Origin of the sequence: Enterococcus sp. 3H8_DIV0648, from assembly GCF_002140655.1 — a bacterium.
Taxonomy (GTDB): Bacteria; Bacillota; Bacilli; order Lactobacillales; family Enterococcaceae; genus Enterococcus_A; species Enterococcus_A hulanensis.
This window is the reverse complement of the sequence record NZ_NGLG01000001.1, coordinates 543,920-564,476: the sequence shown is the minus strand read 5'-3', so window position 1 is coordinate 564,476 and position 20,557 is coordinate 543,920. Positions and strand designations below refer to the sequence as shown.

The 20,557-nt window shown below is 38.3% G+C and carries 16 protein-coding genes and 1 pseudogene; 1 reads left to right on the top strand and 16 read right to left on the bottom strand.

The features are described 5' to 3' along the window. Positions 1-26: 26 nt before the first annotated feature. Positions 27-839 (bottom strand): MerR family transcriptional regulator, encoded by an 813-nt coding sequence (locus A5875_RS02515; protein WP_088932144.1) that lies wholly within the window; start codon positions 837-839, stop codon positions 27-29. A 133-nt stretch (positions 840-972) separates the two neighbouring features. On the opposite strand from A5875_RS02515, the gene A5875_RS02510 reads away from it, so the two are divergent. Continuing rightward, positions 973-1,692 (top strand): PRD domain-containing protein, encoded by a 720-nt coding sequence (locus tag A5875_RS02510; protein ID WP_088932143.1) that lies wholly within the window; start codon positions 973-975, stop codon positions 1,690-1,692. A gap of 79 nt (positions 1,693-1,771) precedes the next feature. Here A5875_RS02510 and A5875_RS02505 read toward each other — a convergent pair whose 3' ends face one another. The 15 genes and pseudogenes from A5875_RS02505 to A5875_RS02440 form a co-directional block, all read right to left on the bottom strand. Next, entirely contained in the window at positions 1,772-3,058 is a 1,287-nt protein-coding gene (locus tag A5875_RS02505) for a class II D-tagatose-bisphosphate aldolase non-catalytic subunit (protein ID WP_088932142.1), read from the bottom strand. Between the two features lie 261 nt (positions 3,059-3,319). Then, positions 3,320-4,414: a PTS fructose transporter subunit IIC gene (locus tag A5875_RS02500; RefSeq protein ID WP_088932141.1), complete on the bottom strand. Its 1,095-nt coding sequence runs from the start codon at positions 4,412-4,414 to the stop codon at positions 3,320-3,322. A 15-nt stretch (positions 4,415-4,429) separates the two neighbouring features. Then, positions 4,430-4,744, bottom strand: coding sequence for a PTS fructose transporter subunit IIB (locus A5875_RS23535; RefSeq protein ID WP_176244707.1), 315 nt, complete (start codon positions 4,742-4,744; stop codon positions 4,430-4,432). 6 nt (positions 4,745-4,750) lie between these two features. Further along, positions 4,751-5,188, bottom strand: a pseudogene (locus A5875_RS23530) (fructose PTS transporter subunit IIA); the annotation flags it as partial. Beyond that, positions 5,154-6,302: a BglG family transcription antiterminator gene (locus A5875_RS02490; RefSeq protein WP_254911838.1), complete on the bottom strand. Its 1,149-nt coding sequence runs from the start codon at positions 6,300-6,302 to the stop codon at positions 5,154-5,156. The pseudogene A5875_RS23530 and the gene A5875_RS02490, both read right to left, overlap by 35 nt. A gap of 190 nt (positions 6,303-6,492) precedes the next feature. Beyond that, the gene (locus A5875_RS02485; protein ID WP_254911837.1) at positions 6,493-7,335 is read right to left on the bottom strand and encodes an HTH domain-containing protein; all 843 of its coding nucleotides are present in this window, start codon (positions 7,333-7,335) and stop codon (positions 6,493-6,495) included. Between the two features lie 347 nt (positions 7,336-7,682). Beyond that, a complete protein-coding gene (locus A5875_RS02480) occupies positions 7,683-9,233 on the bottom strand; it encodes a hydantoinase/oxoprolinase family protein (protein WP_088932139.1) in 1,551 nt (516 codons plus the stop codon). Further along, on the bottom strand, positions 9,226-10,317 hold the full coding sequence (locus A5875_RS02475; RefSeq protein ID WP_088932138.1) for a DUF917 domain-containing protein: 1,092 nt from the start codon (positions 10,315-10,317) through the stop codon (positions 9,226-9,228). The genes A5875_RS02480 and A5875_RS02475 overlap by 8 nt, the downstream gene beginning before the upstream one ends. Before the next feature lie 3 nt (positions 10,318-10,320). Next, positions 10,321-11,613, bottom strand: a complete 1,293-nt coding sequence (locus A5875_RS02470) for a cytosine permease (RefSeq protein WP_088932137.1) — start codon at positions 11,611-11,613, stop codon at positions 10,321-10,323. A gap of 133 nt (positions 11,614-11,746) precedes the next feature. Next, positions 11,747-13,234, bottom strand: a complete 1,488-nt coding sequence (locus A5875_RS02465; RefSeq protein ID WP_176244602.1) for a PucR family transcriptional regulator — start codon at positions 13,232-13,234, stop codon at positions 11,747-11,749. Between the two features lie 1,059 nt (positions 13,235-14,293). Further along, complete coding sequence (locus A5875_RS02460) at positions 14,294-15,571, bottom strand: alpha-amylase family glycosyl hydrolase (RefSeq protein WP_088932136.1); 1,278 nt, start codon at positions 15,569-15,571, stop codon at positions 14,294-14,296. 3 nt (positions 15,572-15,574) lie between these two features. Beyond that, on the bottom strand, positions 15,575-17,872 hold the full coding sequence (locus A5875_RS02455) for a glycoside hydrolase family 65 protein (protein WP_088932135.1): 2,298 nt from the start codon (positions 17,870-17,872) through the stop codon (positions 15,575-15,577). 18 nt (positions 17,873-17,890) lie between these two features. Continuing rightward, on the bottom strand, positions 17,891-18,715 hold the full coding sequence (locus A5875_RS02450; RefSeq protein ID WP_088932134.1) for a carbohydrate ABC transporter permease: 825 nt from the start codon (positions 18,713-18,715) through the stop codon (positions 17,891-17,893). Continuing rightward, a complete protein-coding gene (locus A5875_RS02445; RefSeq protein ID WP_088932133.1) occupies positions 18,712-19,590 on the bottom strand; it encodes a carbohydrate ABC transporter permease in 879 nt (292 codons plus the stop codon). The genes A5875_RS02450 and A5875_RS02445 overlap by 4 nt, the downstream gene beginning before the upstream one ends. A gap of 99 nt (positions 19,591-19,689) precedes the next feature. Then, positions 19,690-20,557 (bottom strand): extracellular solute-binding protein (locus tag A5875_RS02440; RefSeq protein WP_141108320.1); only part of this gene is annotated, 868 nt, incomplete at its 5' end.

The following is a 20,557-nucleotide window of genomic DNA, read 5'->3' as shown; positions in this document are numbered from 1 at the left end:
AGATGTGTATTTTTTTACACTATTTATTAAATTGGTATGACTTGAACAACTAGTTTCAATAGAAAGTCATCAAATTTCTGTGCTGCCAAACCATTGAGAATAACATCAATATAAATATCTCCCTTGACTCGCAACTGCTTTTTCTTTAAGTAGTCCAACATTTGAGGAAAAATGTCAGACTGGTCGATCGGTCCAAAAAAATAGCAGATTAAGTACTCCCCAGCCGGTCGCGCCTCAACAGCTTCTGGTACTTTTACGTAATACTGCATTTTAGGATTTTCAAAAAAGTCCATATTTGAGAAATTATGTTCATTTTTGAACACGATTCCTGCTGGGTAAATAAAGCGATACCCTGCGTCAAAACTCTCATGATACATTTGACTTAAAGAAATCGATGCTCTAAAGTTGGAGCCTTGATAAACTGTCGAACTAAAAAATAGCGGCACTCTATCAAAAGATACGATAGAAAATTCCAAACGATCTGCCTTAGCGTATTCCTCTAATGAAGCCAACTGACGATCGACCATTCCAGCCATTTCCTCATAATATTCTTGTTTCTGACAAATCACCTCTCTTTGGCGTTTAAGCAAAAAGGCCGCCTGTTCTGGGGTACTGTTTTGTAAATGTTCCTTGATTTCTGCTAAAGGCATTTTAATTTCCCTGAATAGGTTAATCATGTTGACTCTGTAAAGTTGCGGATAATCATAATAGCGATACCCATTTTCAGCAGTATACTCTGGTTTTAAAAGACCAATCTGATCATAGTAGATTAAAGTTTTCCTTTTGATCCCTGATAACTTGGCAAATTCACTGATTGATAAGTAGTTGGTTGTATCCAAAAGTAGATTCCTCCCTTATTTTAGTTTCTTTTCTTGACTGTCTAATTACTAGACAGTTTAACATATGGTTATAGCAAACAACTTAGCGACCTAAAGCAATCTGCAAGAAAATTTTATAAGGAGGTCTTTTATTATGAACAATTCACAACTATCAGCGCAACGCTCGACGTCAGCAGAACGCCAACTTGTCCTATTCCTGGTAAAATTAGCGAAAGAAAAATACATGATCACAGATAATTTCTACCTAAACAATAACTTGTCCTATTTCCTATTTAATGCCGCTGAAATGATTCCTATGACCACTACCTACTCCATTTCTTCGATTGAAATCATGGAATATTTGTTTAAGTCAGAGATCGACTTTGCTAAAGAAGCAGTTCAGTATATCGAAGAACATTTGCAGCATTCCTTGAGAAAGTCTGATTATCTAGTATTAGCAGAATCTGTTATTGCGGCAAACTATCAACTCAATATTAATGATCATGAACAGGAAAGATATCTTCAATTGATTCATTACTTAATTACACAAATAGCCTTTTATGTAAATCTGCCACGTACTCTTTTACTTTCTGGAACACCAAGATTGATGCGCCACATCAAGTTTTTAGCCTTGCGTATCTTAAAAGAAAAGCATGATTCAGTAGAATCTAACAACGATCTTTATTTCTATGTAATGAAAAACTATTCAAAGGAATTTTACGCAGCCAATCAAATACGTGTTTTTATCACTGAAAACTTCGACTTTGATTTATCAAATGATGAAATCAGTTATCTCACGATGCATTTTCGCGAATTTAAAAGACGCAGCGACGAGTATCAATTAACTGATCGAACCAAATGTCATCTAGAATGATAGCTCTCTCCTCAATTCCTCTTTTATGAAAAAGAAACGAGACTCTCACTATCTAATCGTGAAAGTCTCGTCGTTATCTCTATGCTTTTACTTTATTCATATCTTTAATACGAGTCGTAACACCGCTCAAGTTGTAGCATTCAGCATAATCACGGATTGGACGTTTGATATGGTCTACCACATATCTTTGCCCATCAATGTTATGTGCTTTTAAATTTGCATACAGCTTTTCAATTTCAGCTTTTACTTCATCATCGTTAAAGGTATAGTGACCAGCGATATCTAAAATTTCGGCCTGTAATTCTGCATCATTTTGTGTCAGGATCTCTTCAACTGTCAGAGTTTTTTGTTCCCCTACCATCCATTTTCTCCAACGTTCACTCTTGATTGCATGTTCTAGCAAGACACCACGAGTATTTGATACATCTTTTACTAACCCATACTCCATTAATTTTTCTTCTACCGCCGCTAGATTTAAATAGGCCCGTGTTTCCTCTGTACCATACTGAGGTGCAACATTTGTCGCAGTAATTTGTGATGGAATATGCTCCAATAAAGTTACATCGTCTAGATAATCGCCATTGTGTTCCTTTAAGCCAACCCCATATTCTTTTGCCATTTGAGCCAAATCATAAGCATTTTTGAAATTGAAGGTGCCGATTTGTTCTGTTTTCCGTGTTAAAGTTCCTGTTTGACCTACGATAAAGGTAGGCATTGGCAGTCCGCGTTTCTCTAGCTCATCCTTCAACCGTAAAATGAATGTTTCATAGGTTTCTGTAGATGTTAATCCGCCATTGGTTTCTTCTGTTCCTACTTCATAACCAATTTCTGGTAAATTACGGGCTTTCCGTTCTTGTTCACAGAATTCAATAAGATCAACAGTTCGTTCTAATACGGTATCTAAAGGAATCACTTTCCCAACTTCAAAGGGATCTTTTGTAGGATCAATCATTAATAAATCAAAGCCCGCTTCAATATCCGCGACATAAGATTTCTTCCCTAAATCCATCGCCTTTTCCGTCGATAAATGATCATTTCGTTCTTTATCACGCTGCCAAGGTCCTCCGTGATCTCGACATAAGTAATATAAATTGTCATAACTGATTTCATTGGCCACTTCTTCCACTGCTTCAGCAAAAGTGAATTGATTCCAGCCATTTACATAGCCGCCGCCAAGTTCATCGGCATCAACTTGATTACGGCTGGCAATAAACATCACGGGATAATCATCATCTTTTGACAATTCAAGTGTAGCTTGAACACAATTTTTCGACATTGGTCCGATTCCCAATAATGTTGCACTTTCGCCTGTTGCTTGCAGAGTCAACAAACTCTCCACGACTGTCTTAATAGGTAATTTTTCCATCTTATTGACATCTCCATTTCGTGTAATTAAATGTAATCCTTTGTTTCTACCACATCTAAAGTATATGACGGGTAATTGAGTATGAATATTACATTTATCTGCAACAAGTCAATGCATCAACCTATTTACTTGTTGCAAAAACAATCGAGACATGTTGCAAAATAAAAGATTTGGAATATTAACAGCTGTTATTTATACACAAAAAAGACAAAGGAAAATGCGCTTATTGCACTTTCCTTTGTCGTCACAAATATTTGAAGTTTATTTTGCTACTTCGATCTGTTCATTGGTTTCTTTCTTCTTTTCTTTCGTTGTTTCATCAACTAAACTTGGCTTAGTGAAATGCAAAATAACTGCTGAAATAACTGCGCCAACAATGATTGAAAGAGCGTACCACAATTTGCCATTAACAACCGGTAAGATGATAAATCCTCCATGAGGTACCAACGCTTCTACACCTGTCGCCATACCCATTGCACCGCCTACAGCACTACCGATGATGATTGCTGGTAAAACACGTTTGATATCTTTCGCCGCAAACGGAATCGCACCTTCTGTAATACCAATCAGCGACATAAAGAAGGCTGAGATACCTAGGTCTTTATCCTCTGGAGTATATTTTTTCCGATCGATAAAAGTTGAAATAGCCATCGCTAAAGGCGGAATCGCACAAGCAATTCGATGCGCTCCATTCGGGCCATAAACACCTTCTGCCATCAATGCCAAAGTAAAAGCAGTCGCTGTTTTATTGATTGGACCACCCATATCGATCGCGGTCATCGCACCCAAGATCAACCCTAAAATAAGTGCGCTGCCGCCTTGCATTTGACCAAGAACCTTAACAAGCCAGTCCATCCCTGCACCAATTGGTACGGCAATGATATAAATATAGAACATACCCAGTACAAAAGTGGTCACAACTGGAACAATCAATATCGGCATAATCGTTCGAATAGTAGACGGCACCTTCCACGTTTTACACCAACGAACAAAGTATCCTGCTGCCACACCCATGATCATTGCTCCAAGGAATCCTGTCTTTATTTGCCCTTCACCAATGGGATTATTGGCAACAAAACCTAGGATCATACCTGGAACTAAACCAGGTTTTCCAGCTAACGAGTTAGCGATGTAGCCTGATAACAATGGAATCATCATCGCAAAACCTGCCGCACCCAAATCATTTAGATTTTGCATAAACGGACTAGTGATCTCCATTCCGGCATCTGTGGCTTTCCCAGTTGCTAGAGCCACAGCTAAGAAAATCCCCCCAACAACCACTGACGGCAACATGAAAGATACACCTGTATTGAAGGCTTTCTGCAAGTCTTTAAAGAACTTGTTCTGTTTTTTCATTTTTATAATCTCCCTTTATAATTTCTCTGCTTCATCAATATATTTTGCTGGATACTTGATGATGTCTCCCGGATCAACCGACAAAGATTTACCCAAATCGTTTTTTTCTTCGAAACGTTCGCCATTTTCCACATCGATTGCTACTGCTAAAATTAATACATCGGCCTGATCGATATCTTCTTGTTCCAATTCATTTTCAATTCCCATACTGCCTTGTGTCTCGACTTGAACTTCATAGCCACGTTTCTTACATTCTTTTTCGATAGCCTCTTGTGCCATATAGGTATGCGCGATTCCTGTTGGACACGCAGTCACTGCTACTACTTTCATCTTTAAATCCTCGTCTAATAATTTTTTACTTAATTGTGAGATGAATTTAAGATGCATTGTTTCCTCACTATTTTTTGGAACACCGATCAAGAAGATCAGCCGAACCTTCTCTTCATTCGTTGTCGTCCATTGAAATGCTTTGTTTGTTCTGACAAAAGCAATAAACGGATGCAAAACGGTTTCATTTTTCCCATGCGGAATTGCAATATCATAGCCAATCGCTGTAGAGACTTCTTGCTCACGTTTCTTGACTGCTTGATACAACGTTTCTGAATCATCGACATAGCCAATAAATTCGGCGACTTCTACGATATGCTCCACGACTTCGTCTTGATTATCCAGATCACTATCCAAAAAAATCAAATCATTTGTAATCACACTTCTGCCATTTTCCTGCACTTTCTCCACACTAATCACTCCCAAGTTTTCTGAGCACCTCTTCATTTGAGGCAGCTTTACGTAATTGTTTCAGTTGTTCGCTATTATCGATAATGTTATAGATATCAGACAAAATATTTCTCGTTTGAAAAGTATCCTGCTTCGCGATACAAATCAAAAAAACAAGATCGACATAGTATTTGTTCCATTTAAATTTCTTTTTGTTCTTGACCACAACGATGATGGTTTTATTGACCGACGTTGAGTTTCCATGCGGGACTGCTGTTCCAGAAGGCAGGTCTGTTCCCCCTAACGCTTCTCGTTCTTGAACCGTTTGAATAAATTGGCGGTTTACAAAATTCTTTTCCGCTAAAGCAGTCCCAATCTGTTCGATCAATTCTTCCTTAGAAGAAAAATCAGTGTTTACAAAAATGAATTCTTTATCGACAAATCTTATTAAATGATGTGCTCGAACTAAGTCGATGATTTTACCATCTATACTCGGCAAAAAGTTCGACGTTTTGACTCGCTCAATATCCTCTTTGGTTAAAAATGGTGAGACCTGGATGACTTCTTTTTTAGGTATTTCTATTTTTGTTGTAGAGATAATCAAGTCATATTCATCAAAAACGATTTGCTCTAACTCTGCTACCGAAGCAACTTCAAACGTATCCAAAGACGGTAAAATACTTTTTATCCGATTGATCAATAATTCTGAGGTCGCTATCCCCATTTGACAAACGATTAGAATTTTCCGATTCATCCGTGCCCGTTCGATCGCTGCCTGAAAGTACATGGTCAAAAAGGCTATCTCGTCTTCATTAAAACTGATACCTAACTCTTCCTCGTACTCACTAAGCACGACCCAAATAACATTGAAGGTCAACGAAAACTCGTTTTTGATCTGAGAAGTAAAAGGATTTTCCGTTTTGTTGTTTGATTTCAAACGATAGATCATTGGCGGAATATGATTTTTCAACTGTTCTTCCAGCTTCTGATCACTGGCAAAATTAATATTCAACGCGGCCGAGACTCTAGAAAGCAAACGTTCAACAATTACTTCATCGATTTCGTCATCTGGTAAAGCTTCGAAGCGATTTGAGATCAGTTGCAAGGACAAATAGTGGACATCCTCATTCGTATAGGACAGCTCTAAGCGCAGAGCTGCTTTATGCAGCATTCGAACAGCACTTTCCTCAAAGAAAATCATCGCTTCAGTGGAATCTGCCGGCTTTAGTTCTTCAATGTGATACCCCTGAGCAATTCGGTGAACTAGGATAATAAAAATACTTAAGATATTCTGAACATAATAGTCAGAAATGGCATTTACATTTTCCCGAATATAGGTATATAAAATATTTGAGCAAACACTAATTAAGCTCTCCCCATAATAGGTATTTAATCTGTCTCTTATACACATCTAGATGTGTATAAGAGACAGCTTCAATGTGATACCCCTGAGCAATTCGGTGAACTAGGATAATAAAAATACTTAAGATATTCTGAACATAATAGTCAGAAATGGCATTTACATTTTCCCGAATATAGGTATATAAAATATTTGAGCAAACACTAATTAAGCTCTCCCCATAATAGGTATTTAATAATTTGATTTTTTCAGCAATATCTTCGTCTAAATAAATTTCAGAATTACTCAGCAAATAGCGGTTAAATTGAAGCATCGCTTTTTGAACATCTTCTTCCGTTCCTATTAGCGAAGTTCCATGAACATCGCTGCACAATTTGATGTCTGAGCCAACATTCAAAATTTTCATGATGAACTCAAAATCCTTGATAATAGAAGTTTTACTCACCATGAAAATATCTGATAAATAGTTAAAGCTAACCACTTTTTCCTTAAAAAGCAGGATATTCAAAATTTCGATCCGACGATTAAACGTATCGTAAATGTCGCTTCTTTCATTTTTCTCTTTGATCACTTCAACTTCTTTGAATCGTTTTAACCCGATACCAACTCCGCGTTTCTTTTCAAGATACTCTCCTGAACTTTGAAGATATTCGTCAATACTCCCTAACTCGTTATGGATCGTTCTCTTAGAGACACCCAGTTGACCCGCGAAATACTCCGCTGTCTGAAAGTCACTTTGCTGCATCAACAACTCTAACAATTCTTTTTGTCTCTTTGTAAGCATAATGATAAACACTTCCTTACTATCTGGAATCAAGGCCTTAATCTTTGATAGCGTTCTCATGATCATGACCTTATTATAGATGTGGGCTTAAAAATTGGACATTACATTTCGTTGCAACAAGTCGCTACAACAATCGTTGAACTTGTTGCAGAGAAGCACTTCCGTATTGTTGCAAGTTAACTAAATGATAAAACCAATCTTGAATTTGATTATATCGTTAGTTTGATCCCTAAATTTACTTTCAATAGAAAAACCTTTCATTTACCGTATTGTTTTGTTGGTCAGTAAGTGAACGATTTCTCTTACTCAATATTCTGACAAAATCGTTCTCAACACAAAAAAGCTTAGAAGATCGATTTCATTCAATCATCTTCTAAGCTCTTAATTTCTCTAACTATGAAATTTTCTTAAATCATAACAAAATCTAATTTACCAGCAACTTTGACTTTGACATTAACAGCCTGCTTTGGTAGATAGGCCAAAGGAATGACCTCTACAAAAATTGTTTTGAGCGATTCTTTAGAAGCTCCTGCTTTAAGTGCTTCTTGTTCAGCATGCTCTACCGCTTCAGCCACTGCCTCCTCTTGCGTTTGTTTCTCTAATGAATACACCGAATTCACTTCACCAGAAACCTCTCCTAACGCTGCTCCGATCGCGTTAGCAGCATCATAATTATCTGGAATGATCACTTTAGAGACACCATTCATTTCTTTTGGCAGGATGATACTTCCTCCCCCAACCAAAATGACTGGGATTTCTTGACTATCTGTTTTCATCTGGTCGATCGCATCCTCAATCAATTCTCTGATTTTGTTCTTAGCACCATTAATTAATGAAATCTCCAATTTTTGAGAAACAGCACCATCAACCGGATGATTTGTTTGATTAGCGATCGCAATATCCGTCGCACACAAGGTGGTTCCTCCAAAAGATAGACTCTCCTGTAAAATTCGATAGCCTAAACTATCCGGACCAACCCTAAGTTCATCTTCTAAATGAATGATCGTACCTCCGCCTAATCCAATCGAGAGGACATCCGGCATCCGGAAATTCGTTCGAATACCGCCAATAAGCGTTGCTAAGGAAGATTCACGTGGAAATCCCTTCTTTAGAACTCCAATATCAGTAGTTGTACCGCCAACATCAACCACTAAAGCATCCTCTAGCTGACTTAAATGTGCGGCCCCGCGAATCGAGTTAGTTGGTCCGCAGCCAATTGTCAGCACAGGATAGTTCAGTGCTTTTTCTAAATCCATCAAAGTTCCATCATTTTGACAAATAAATACATCCGCGGCCACATGGTTATTACTTAATGCCTGTTTCAAACCTTGGATCATTTGAATGATCGTTTGTGTAAGAGCTGCGTTCAAGATACTGGCATTCTCTCTTTCCAGTAAGCCGACTGAACCGATCTCACTAGATAATGTGACGGGAACCTGAAGCTCTTCTTCAACAATCGCTGCGACCTGCTGCTCTTGCTCACTATTTACTGGAGAGAAAACTCCTACAACCGCAACCGCCTCGACCTTCCCTTTCATTTTCTCGCAAACTGCTCGAATTTCTTCTTCATCAATCTCAGCAATTGTATTTCCGTTATATTCATAACCGCCAGAAACAATAGCCGATTGTGCCATCATTTTGCTTGCGAGATCCTCTGGCCATCCAACCATTGGAGCCACCGCCGTCGTAGCCGGCTTCGCTAGGCGAATAATCCCGATCCTGCTCAGCTCTTTTCGTTGAACGATTGCATTAGTACAATGAGTCGTTCCCAACATCACAACACGGATTTTTTCTGTCGGAATCTTGGTTTCTTTTAAAACTTTTTGTATCGCGACATCAATGCCTTCACTGACATCGTCCATCGTAGGACTTTTGACTTTGCCTATACATTTCAAGTCTTCGTCTAAAATCGCACAGTCGGTATTTGTTCCACCGACATCAATCCCTAGTCTATACATGCGCCTTTTCTCCTATCAATTCTTCCACTGGTTGGTAGTCCACTTCATAGCCAAAGTATTTTGGACCGGCAACTTCCAAACCTTTTTTTGTCCGCCATTTTTGATCACAAGGTAGAGCAATCACATGAATTCGCGCGCCATATCGCAACGTCTCTGTTGTAATTGGACGGCCGGTTTCATAATCCAGCGCACAGATCAAATCCGGCGTCGATGCAAGGACAGCACCATCCTTTTTAGCCAGTAGTAATTCATTTTGGAAAAGAATCTCTAGTTCTTCTCCTTTATTGCGATTAATCCCTGTAAACGCTGCTCGTCCTCGAGTAAAACCACCTTCAACATTTCGCTCAATGTGACTGATTTTTCCTTCAAAAAGTGAAAAACCATTTAACCGGTCAAGTAATCTTTGGACTGGCGGCACAGAATCATTTAATGTTGTCAGCTCTTCTCCGATTTCTTTCGCCAAGCTCAATGTTCCGCGAATTCCGCATTCTTTAACGATTTTTCCGGAAAAAACATTGTCGACCATGTTGGCATTTCCGCCCATAACGTCGGTAATCGCGCGGGCGATCTTTTCAGACCACTCTCCGTCTTTCGGATAATAGACAATTCGATTGCCTTGACTATCTGCCATCGCAACGATCTCAGGTTGATAACCTTTCAAGAAGAAAGTAACCATTTGCGACTCGGGAAATGCACGGCCCATTGCGTCAGCATCAACGATCGGCAACCCCATTTTAGCTGCACAAGCAATCGGTAATAATGAATTGCCTCCGCCAATTTCAATCGGCATGATCGCCTGTGTCCGTTCAGGAAAAAAATCCTTCAGAACTTCTGCCGGAGCATAAACCTCTTCTTCGGAGGCGATTTTTTCATTAGAAACAGAGGGCGCTCCGATAGATCCTACAGGCATCACTAATGCCTTATTATCTAACTCATCTACCGTTAAAACTTTGACTGGCCCATATTTCTGGATTGCTTGCAACGCCATCAGTTTACCGACAAAGGGATCGCCTCCGCCTCCGGTTCCTAACAATGTCGCGCCAATCGCAATATTTTCTAAATCTTCTGCAGTAATCCACTTCATGAATTATTCCCGTCCTTTAGTTAATTTCGTAATAATGAAATAGCAGATTCCCGCTGCTAAGATACCATCCAATGCTGAAACATTCGTTAATGTGAATAAGCCAAAGCCAGCAGGCGGCTGACTAGTCATAAACGCTATCGTACTTCCCACCAGCCATGAAAAAAGCGAGGTTGGGTAATAGTTCTTTAATTTTTCTTCATATGAAAAATCGTACTTTTCTCTATAAAAGAAATAATCGATCATATATATCCCTGCAATCGGTGAAACCAGTACAGTGATAATGGATAAAAAATTCTCAAACATACCATAGATTCCAAACATCGCCATCAAAATACCTAACGTTCCGCAAATGACTGTAATGACTTTAGGATTGGCTCTTTTAAAAACAATTGAAAAGTCTAAAGATGCGGAATAGAGATTATTCGTATTCGTTGTCCACTGAGCCAAGGTCAGAACCAAAATGGAAGGAATCCCCAACCCCAAAGCGAAAAATACTGCGGTAAGATCTGCCGTATCCATCACTTTAACTAAAATCAATGAAATGATGATCATAAAGCTATTGCCGATCGTAAACCCGACAAAGCCCGCGATCATCGCCTGTTTAGGACTTTGCGCCCACCTTGCCACATCAGGTGCCATAACAACTCCGACCATATAGACACCAATGACTAATGAAACTGCCAAACCAAATGAAATCGGCGCTCCTTGCGGTGGACTAGTCAAACCTGATGACCCATTGTTGTTCAGTGACATGATGGTCGCAATAATGATTAACGCTGCCAATAAAGGAACTGAATAAGTGCACAGCTTTTCGATTGCTTGATAGCCCCAAAAAGCAGATAACATCATGAGACTCCCGCCAATCAATGATAGTAACCATGATGGCATATTCGTTCCCGTCAATTGACGGATCGCAGCGCCTATATTTTCAGCAAAGAAACCAATCTGCACGCCAAACCAGCCAAGTGACGAAATCCCCATGATCGCTCCCATCAACGAAGCGCCATTTTTACCAAAAGCAACTCGCGAGATCATTCCCGTAGACAATCCCGCCTTTGCGCCAATATAAGCTGTCCCGATCGCTAAGACACCTAAAACGACTGAACCAATCATTACTGCTAAAATTGCTGACCAAAAGGCCATTCCCTGGGCCAAAGCAACACCCATGAACATACCAGATAGATCGATCCCGATAGCGATCCAAACCATGCTGATAGATAACCAGCGTTTTCGGTCTTTCTCAGGCACCCGTTCTCTTTCGTAATTTCCCGAATTTGTTTCCACTACTTCTTCCATTTATCCCCCTCATTTCTGAATATTCTGACAAATAAATATTTTATCATTATAGCGAAGCGAGAAATTTATGACTATGTTATTAAGACAAAATATAAGAAGCCCCTTTGTCCAAAATGACAAAGCGGGCTTTCTATCAATGTTTATCTCTATATTTTCGGTAATAAATCAAATTTTTTATCAGTATATAGCGAGAAGCAGTCTGTGAAAAAGATAACTCCAACCGTTCCTGTGCACGCTTCAATCGATATTTAATCGTATTATTATGCAAAAAAAGTAAATCAGAAGTATCTTTTATACTCTCGTTACAATCTAGAAAGTACACCGCTAAAGTTTCGAGCAACTCATTATCAAGATAACGCTCCAAAGAAATTGAATCCGTCTCTCGCGTCACATCCTCCAACAAATATAAATCTTCCGCGTAAAAGCAATTTTTCTTAGGAAAAACCTGTTTTGCTTCTTGAATATGGTCTTCTATTAACTTCATTTGTTGAGCAATTCCCGTCACTCCCGAGAGTTCTTTGCTGATAAAGAGAAGATCGGCTGTCGGATCATCTAATGAGAAAACAGGATGAACACTTTTTGCTTCCTTATTTCCCACGATCCATTCCCGATTTCTTTCTTTATAACTGATTAGCTTTTGGTAAGAAAATATAGCGGCAGTCTCTTCTTTTCTTTGTAAACAATACAATATCAGCGGCTCCTCCACATCAATTCCAGCTTTTTGAGCTAACATTGCAGCCGTATAAAAGTCTCCCGTTTGACAGGCAGCGAAGAACTGCTGCCCTGTATTCAATAATTGTTCTTCACCAAAATACTTGATAGTTTTTTCAACAATTGTTTGGATTCCAGCAAGCTGATTTTCGGTCAATGGTTTTTTTCTAAATAAAGTCAAAAAATATGAATGACTCAATGTAGGCAGTTCCAAAGAAAGAGCTGTTTGAAAATGAATGACTTGATTTAACTCAACAGGGTCATTCTTTTTCGCAATGTTTATTTCTCTGCGGGCAATAGCCTGACGTAAAGCCGAATCTAAACTTCTGGGCCAAGCTTTTGATAATAAAACCTCATTCTCATCGCTCATGATGAATAGACTGCATTTCAATTTATCTGATAAAATACTCAAACCCGTTTCGATTTGATGCGGCGCGGGTAACTGACGAATCGTTTCCAGCAAAATAGCTTTTTGCTGATCCAGCTCCTCTTCTTCTTCATTGATGTAAGACAACACCTCAGATATTACTTCACTATATCTTAAGTCCATCCGGTTCATCGGCATCAAAATCAAAACCATTCCAAGCTCATTCATTTTAGCAATGACTTTTTCTGAGACTTGAGGAATGATCAGGCCCACATAATAAAGAACGATCCCCAACTGACTATGCTGATGAAGAATAGCGATAATTTCCAGCTGCTTCTCCACATCCATTGCAATTTGAGCAAAGGACGTCAGCACCAACTCATTACCAGAATACTCCCCTTTAAGCGGCATCTGGCTGTATAGCTCTGGTTCCGAGACCTCTAAAACAGAAATCGTCGTCACTAAACGATGTCTTTGCTCCTTGCCGGCAATTATTTCAGCCCCCTTCATCGAAGGCAGCTTCAACATATCTTGAATATTCAAATGCGTCCCTCCATTCCTGAAACGTTTGGGCTATTTTACCAAAAAATGAAAATTTTATCATTCTTTATTCATATTATTTTTATTTAACAGCAAAAAAGCAACATTGCAAGAAACGCTCTTCTCACAACGTTGCCATAAAAATTGTTTTCTCTCCTTAGTCAAGGTTCCTTTTAATTTCTCGGATAGATATTGACCAATCCCAATTGTTCGATATGCTCCGTTTTAGGAGTTGATAAATGCCAGTCGTCTTTAGTTTTGTATATCAGTGTCTTTTCAACTGCAATTTGTTGCCTCCTTAGATCGACTTGTTTCCATGTCAAAGCCTCCAGCTCTCAAAAATCAACCTTATTATTCTCTTTTGGAAATGAAGACACATCCTCCGCAGGATTTTTGTTGATGAATCCTTCTCTGACTGCTCTATCAAGTATTATCTTCAAATGACCGAGAATACGATTAATATAGTTTCTAGAAAGAGGCTTGATCTCATCTTGATTTCTTGAGTTCCTTGTAGCGGTTTGACTTAACTCATATATCCAATCCTCAATATCTTGACCAGTGATATCTCTAACTTTGAGATTGTAGAAATAGCCAACTTCTTTTCGGAGATGAGCTGAGTATTTTCATATGTTTGACTTTTTCGCCTGTTTTTCATACCAATTAGTAAAGCGAACATGGTGAAAGTCTTTAAACGTCATCTGCGTCGTAATACTAATTTTTGAAGTGAGGGTATAGTGAAATCCAAGATTAAGCATATAATTATCATACGCTCGTTTCGCTTCTAATTGTGTTGAATACGTACAAGAACTGTACCTTCTCTATTGAGATAACTTATTTAGTTCTAGAACTTTTTATATAATCAAATCAAGCTGTTGCGAGAATAGTTTTCTATTTCGCAACAGCCTCTTTATTTTTATTCTTGTCAATGAAATTGGGTGACCACCACACGACATATTCGATTAGCCAACCTGAGAGTCCTGTTGACAACGTAGTAATCTAACTAGTTGTTAACGATGCTGTTACAGGTCTCCTCATTCTACATACTACTTATGAATACATTTTTCATTTTTGAAGAATTATTGGTTTTCCAGCGCAATACAATACGCCGTTTTCTACACTGATTTTTTCATCCGATAGTAAATTGTTGTATTGCCCATCAGGAAAGTCGACATGTACCATTCCGACAGCACTCTTTAACGAAAACACGCCTAAAAAATGTTGTTCGCTGTTACGATAATAACCTACGACAGTATCAGAAGCAGCGGCCTTCAATTTGTAACTCCCCTTGATTGGCAATGATTTCTTCACACTCATCAATCTTTGAATAAGCGGTGTGAGATCAATTTTCTGTTCCCATTCAACTGGATCTTTGACGAAAAGATCTGGCAGATGATCAACGGCTCTTTCCTGTCCGCCATAGAGTTGGGGGATTCCCTTTTGGAAAAATAGAAATGCAGTCCAGTTAATCAAATCATTCAGATTTCCAATTATCTGCTTTGCTCTCTGACGATCATGATTTTCCAAAAATCGCATTTTAACATAGTTTTCTGGATAGATTGAATCTTGGAAATTCAAAATGCTTATATAGCTTTCTAAAGAAATCTTTCCTGTTAAATAGTCAACATAGCTCGGATAAACATCGTAATCATAGGTTATGTCGAACACCTGATAAATCTCACTATCCGACAATCCTACTTGATCTATCTCCCTCAGCTCTTTCAAAAAGTCTGCCTCAACTGTTTCCGCCAACCAAAGAGTATCAGGATTGACTGTCGCGACCGACGTACGAGCCTGATGCCAGAACTCAAGTGGTACTAAGGATGCTACGTCACAGCGGAACCCATCCACATACTTTGCCCAAAATTTCAATGTATCTATCTGATGCTCCCACAAATCTGGATTATTATAATCGAGATCGATGATATCAGCCCAATCAGCGACTTTGTTGCCAAAATCGCCGCTTGCTGTCCGATAAAAGAATTCCGGATGATTCTTTCTTAAATAAGAATCTGGCGAAGTATGATTGAATACGACATCAATGATTACCTTCATGTCGCGTTTATGGATTTCCGCGACCAATTCATCCAAATCGTTTAACGTACCATAATCTGGATTTATTTTGTTGTAATCTTGGATAGCATAGGGAGAACCTTCATTTCCCTTTCGATTCAATTCACCTATTGGATGAATCGGGAGCAGCCAAATAATTGATGTCCCCAACTCTTTAATTCGATCTAAATCAGGAATTAAACTTAAAAAGGTTCCTTCCTGTGTATGATTTCTTAAAAAAACCGAATAGATCAACTGATTTCTCAATGTTTTTTTCGTTTCTAAGCTCATCGTTTAACCTACCTCCTGATAGATATGTGTCTTCAAGAATTTCTGATTACTCAATACGATTTTTTCGTCATAAAGCATCAGCTCTAACTCTTTTTCAGAATCCGTACTCAGTTCAACGCTGTCATCCAGCACTTTAATGTGGATTACTTCTCCACGGTATTGAACGCTAAAACGATAACTTTTCCACACTTTGGGTATCGATGGACTTAATCTTAGTAACGGACCGTCACTTCGTAATCCGCCAAAACCGTAAACGATATTCATCCAAGCTGAGGCGATCGACGTTGTATGTAAGCCATCTTTAGTATTGCGATTGTAATTATCTAAATCCATTCGTGTCGCAAATTCAAATAATTTATAGGCCTCCTCATCTAACCCCAACTCTTGAGCGAGGATTGAATGGATAGCAGGTGACAACGAAGATTCATGGATCGTGCGTGAAGCATAATAATCAAAATTGATTTGCTTGATTTCTTTTGAAAAACTCTGGTTATACAAGAACATAAACATCAAAACATCCGGTTGCTTGATCATATCATTGCGATAGATGTGGTCATATGACCAATGATCATACAAAGGAAACTCTGCAACGGGTATTTTATTGATATCGAGGTGTGGCAAGTCAAAGAATCCTTGATTTTGTTCATAGATTCCTGATTTACTTTGTAAAATCAACATGTTTTCATTTGCTTTTTGCCACTTTTGTCGTTCATCTTCATTAAGATTCGTACGATCGATTATTTTTTTTAATTGACTAGGGTCCTCTTTAGACATCCTATCCAGAACTTCTAGTGTGAAGCCCATTGTTCTCTGAGCCATATAGTTTGTATAAGCGTTATGATTAACCATCATTTGAAACTCATCAGGTCCCATTACACCATAGAAGCTGAACTTTTTACTAAGCTGTCCCCATGCTCCACGAGAATATAGAAAACGACTTACCTCGATTAACATCTCAATTCCTTCCTCGTATAAAAAATCATGATCCTTTGTGAGATTGCAATAATGATAGATTCCATATGCTACCCCTGTACTTGCTTGGAATTGAAGACTGGCATGCTGCCATAAATGAGAGGCCTCATCTCCATTGATTGTGGCCACCGGGTAGCAGGCTCCTTCACAGTCTAAGTCTTTTGCACGTTTTTTAGCTTGAGGTAGTCGGTTGTAACGAAATAATAATAGATTTTTTGCTGCATCCAAATTCGTAAATAAGTAATATGGTAAACAGCACGTCTCCGTATCCCAAAAAGCTAACCCGCCATACGCCTCGCCAGTCAGCCCCTTTGCTCCAATATTGTTTGATGGGTCCTGACCATGATAAGTCTGCTGAAGTTGGAAAATACAATATCGGATCCCTTGTTGATTTTTTAAATCCCCCTCTATCTCGATATCATAATTTTGCCAAACATTTTGCCAAAAGAGTCTCTGCTTTTGAAGCGATCGAATGAATGATATAGTGCCATTCATCAACTCTTTCCCTTTTTTGATCAAAGCTTCACTAGCATATTGCTGGTTTTTGTCCACAACGTTCGTAATTCGCTTTTCCAGCTGAGTTCGCCCATTTTCCTGCAATTCAAGTTTCACTTCAACACCGATGAATTTTTCCCGTTCAATCTTTTTTTCTTCCAATAGTTGTTCAGATGTATATTGAAATCCAGAAAATACTTTTTGATTCGTTGTTTTGGTTTCACTTAAAATATAGCACGATTGCTCATCGCTCTTTTTTTCGAGCTCGTTCCAATAATTTGCTTTTTCATGCCCGTGGATCGTATCGAAATCTGCTCCGATACAAATTGATGCCGTCCCATCAAAATCCGCCAATAAGGTGATACGCTGAGTTGCGTATTGGACATCTGTCATATCCAACAGCCGTTCAAAGATTACTTGAACTTTCTTGCCATCCGCTAAAATCCAATCAAACGAGCGAACGAGTAGACCCGTTTGAAAATCTAAGCTCCGTTCAAAGTTTTGGAATGCTATTTTACCTAAGTCCAAGACCTCTCCATTAATCTGAATCCTAGTAAACAACCAATTCACACTATTCACAATAAAGTGAGAGCGATTAATGATCCCTTTATAAATTTGCGCATCTTTTAACTCATTGAATTCATATACACCATTAAAATAGCTGCCTACTAAAGAATCTACACTTCCGCCTTCCTCAAAATAGCCACGCATACCCATATACTCATTTCCTAAAGAAAAAATTGATTCCGCTACTTTACTATACTGCGGATCAAAACCTTTTTCGATCACTTTCCATGGGTCTAGTTTAAAATACTGATCAGCGATTTTTGCCATACTACCTGTACCTCTCTTCTATTTGCCGGATCCGGTTGCGACTCCAGCAATAAATTGTTTTTGGAATATCAAATAGATCACGACTACTGGAATAATCGAAATGGAGGTAGCTGCGAACAACCCACCATAATCCGTATCATATTGACCATTGAATAAACGAAGTCCTACTGATAATAACTGCTTACTATCATCATTAATCATCAAATACGGCCATAAGAAATCTTCCCAACACCATAAAAATTGAAAAATTGCTAAACTAGAAATCGTATTTCGGCTCATTGGTAAAATGATTCGATGAAAAATGAAAAAATCCGATGCTCCATCGATCCTAGCGGCTTCCATCATTTCATCAGAAATCTGCTCAATTGCTTGTCGAAACATATAGATTCCAAATCCACTAGTCATCGCGGGTATAATCAAGGATTTGTAAGAATTCATCCAACCAAAAACTTCCATCATCTCATATTTAGGAATGATTGTTACTGCCCAAGGAAGCATCATGGTTGAAAGAATAACTCCAAATAGCAGACTCTTCCCTCGAAAGTTAAATTTGGCAAAAATAAACCCGATCAAAGCACTCGTGTAAATCACGATCGCGGTGATAACGATTGAAATTAAGAGACTGTTAAGAAACATTCGCATGAAATCAAATTTTTCTTGGATATTCATGTAATTGTCTAAGGTTGTAGGCGTTGGAAAAAAACTTCCGCCTATTTTAACGATCTCACTATTAGGAGCAAAAGAAGAAAGGAACATCCAAATGAAAGGAACAATCGTCACTAAAGCCAATAATATTAAAAAAAGATTGTAGATCATGACTTTTGCTTTATTTTTTTCGTTCATATCGTTTTCTCCCTTTCCTTAGTCACTTTGAACATCAATATTGTCAAAATACCGATCACAATAAACAAGAGGATCGACATCGCTGAAGCAGAACCAAAATTATAGTTGACGAAGGCTTCATCATAAATTAGATAAGAAATAACATACGTTGAGGTTCCTGGACCACCTTCTGTCATAATCAAAATTTGAATGTACGCTTGAAAATAAGTAATTAATGAGGTGATCGCCACAAAAAGTGTGGTCGGTTTTAACAATGGCCACGTAATATAACGAAACCGTTGCCAACCAGTTGCCCCATCGATATTGCTTGCTTCAAAAACTTCTTCTGGTAGAGACATTAATCCACCTAAGAAAATTACAGCAGCATAGCCAAAGTCTTTCCAAATAGTCATAAGAATGATTGCAGGTAATGCGTATTTCGTATCATTCAACCAGTTGATATCAAGGTTAAAGACTTTATTGATCAACCCAAACTGAGGATTGAACATCCATGTCCAGACAAAAGAGACTGCTACGATTGGAGTGATCGTCGGCATGTAGAATAATCCTTGAAAAAAAGAGCGAGCTCTCGTTAGTTTTGAATGAATAAGCAAGGCTAAACCTAATCCGCAAACGATCCTGAAAAATACAGAAAAAGTAGTAAAAAAGACCGTATTCGACATAGATTTCCAAAATAATTTATCAGATAAAACATTTTTGAAATTATCTAACCCGACAAAATCATATTGGTCAATCATCGGGTTCCAATCATGTAAGCTCCCTGCAAATGCTTTATAAATTGGATAAATGAGAAAAATCGAAAAATAGACGATGACAAATAGGATTGTAATATTTTTCAAGTTAATGAATTGCAACTTTTTTGACGTCGCTTGCATAAGCTTTCCCTCCTAAAAAGTGAGTCATTTTAGTTTCTAGATTTGAAATAAAAGCAGCGGATTTCTCTAAACTATTCAATCCACTGCTTCAACTGTCTATTATTTTTCCTCAAAGTATTGGTACTTTGATTCTTGAGAAACAAATTCTGATCCCTTCATGTCCTTTTCCATTTGTGCTTGACCTTGACTTAAAGCCTTATCAAGAGTCATTCCATTAAATTGGATGTCCTCCATCGCTTTTTTAGCGGATGTTTCCACTGTTGACGGAAATGCCCCTGGCCAAATCAAATGATCTACTCGCTCTGATAATACTTTTAGTACCGGATCTGCCAATATTTTTTCATTTTCAGCTAAGCTTTTTTTAGCTGGGAAAGAGCCCATCGACAATGCTCCGTCAATTGAATACTGATCTCCTGCTAATAAGAATTTAAGGAAATCCTGAGCGACAGCTTGTTGTTCTTTTGACTGTTTGTTGTTGATTCCAGGTGTACTTTCGCCGTTATATCGATCGTAAGCAAATGGTACTTCTTCATCAAACGTTGGCGTTGGGAAAACACCATAATCGATATCCTTGTATTTATTCTGCAGCTCTGCTTGGAACCAGCCCCAACGATAAACCATCGCTGTTTGACCATTACCAAAGCTCAAACTACTTTCATCACCAAAATCTTTCGATCCTACTTTATCTTTCTCATATAGATCTACCAAAAATTGTGTATTTTCTTTAGTAACGTCACTATTAAAATTAAGTGATTTGCCGTCATCCTTGAACATTAACGCACCTTTTTGATAATTCAATCCATAAATCATAGTTTCATATTCTTGATTGAAGTTAAAACCGGCTTGAGTAATTTTGTTTCCATCTTTTTTCGTTAGCTTCTTGGCAACTTCTCTAAATTGATCCCAAGTTTTTGGAATATCCGCATCGCTCAAACCAGCCTCTTTCCATAATTTCTTATTATAGTAA

Coding starts and splice junctions, on each gene's coding strand:
- A5875_RS02450 (WP_088932134.1), bottom strand. CDS start 18,715: ATGAACGAAAAAAATAAAGCAAAAGTCATGATCTACAATCTTTTTTTA.
- A5875_RS23535 (WP_176244707.1), bottom strand. CDS start 4,744: ATGAAAGTAGTAGCAGTGACTGCGTGTCCAACAGGAATCGCGCATACC.
- A5875_RS02470 (WP_088932137.1), bottom strand. CDS start 11,613: ATGGAAGAAGTAGTGGAAACAAATTCGGGAAATTACGAAAGAGAACGG.
- A5875_RS02510 (WP_088932143.1), top strand. CDS start 973: ATGAACAATTCACAACTATCAGCGCAACGCTCGACGTCAGCAGAACGC.
- A5875_RS02475 (WP_088932138.1), bottom strand. CDS start 10,317: ATGAAGTGGATTACTGCAGAAGATTTAGAAAATATTGCGATTGGCGCG.
- A5875_RS02500 (WP_088932141.1), bottom strand. CDS start 4,414: ATGAAAAAACAGAACAAGTTCTTTAAAGACTTGCAGAAAGCCTTCAAT.
- A5875_RS02455 (WP_088932135.1), bottom strand. CDS start 17,872: ATGGCAAAAATCGCTGATCAGTATTTTAAACTAGACCCATGGAAAGTG.
- A5875_RS02485 (WP_254911837.1), bottom strand. CDS start 7,335: ATGAGAACGCTATCAAAGATTAAGGCCTTGATTCCAGATAGTAAGGAA.
- A5875_RS02505 (WP_088932142.1), bottom strand. CDS start 3,058: ATGGAAAAATTACCTATTAAGACAGTCGTGGAGAGTTTGTTGACTCTG.
- A5875_RS02490 (WP_254911838.1), bottom strand. CDS start 6,302: ATGCTGCATAAAGCAGCTCTGCGCTTAGAGCTGTCCTATACGAATGAG.
- A5875_RS02460 (WP_088932136.1), bottom strand. CDS start 15,571: ATGAGCTTAGAAACGAAAAAAACATTGAGAAATCAGTTGATCTATTCG.
- A5875_RS02480 (WP_088932139.1), bottom strand. CDS start 9,233: ATGTATAGACTAGGGATTGATGTCGGTGGAACAAATACCGACTGTGCG.
- A5875_RS02445 (WP_088932133.1), bottom strand. CDS start 19,590: ATGCAAGCGACGTCAAAAAAGTTGCAATTCATTAACTTGAAAAATATT.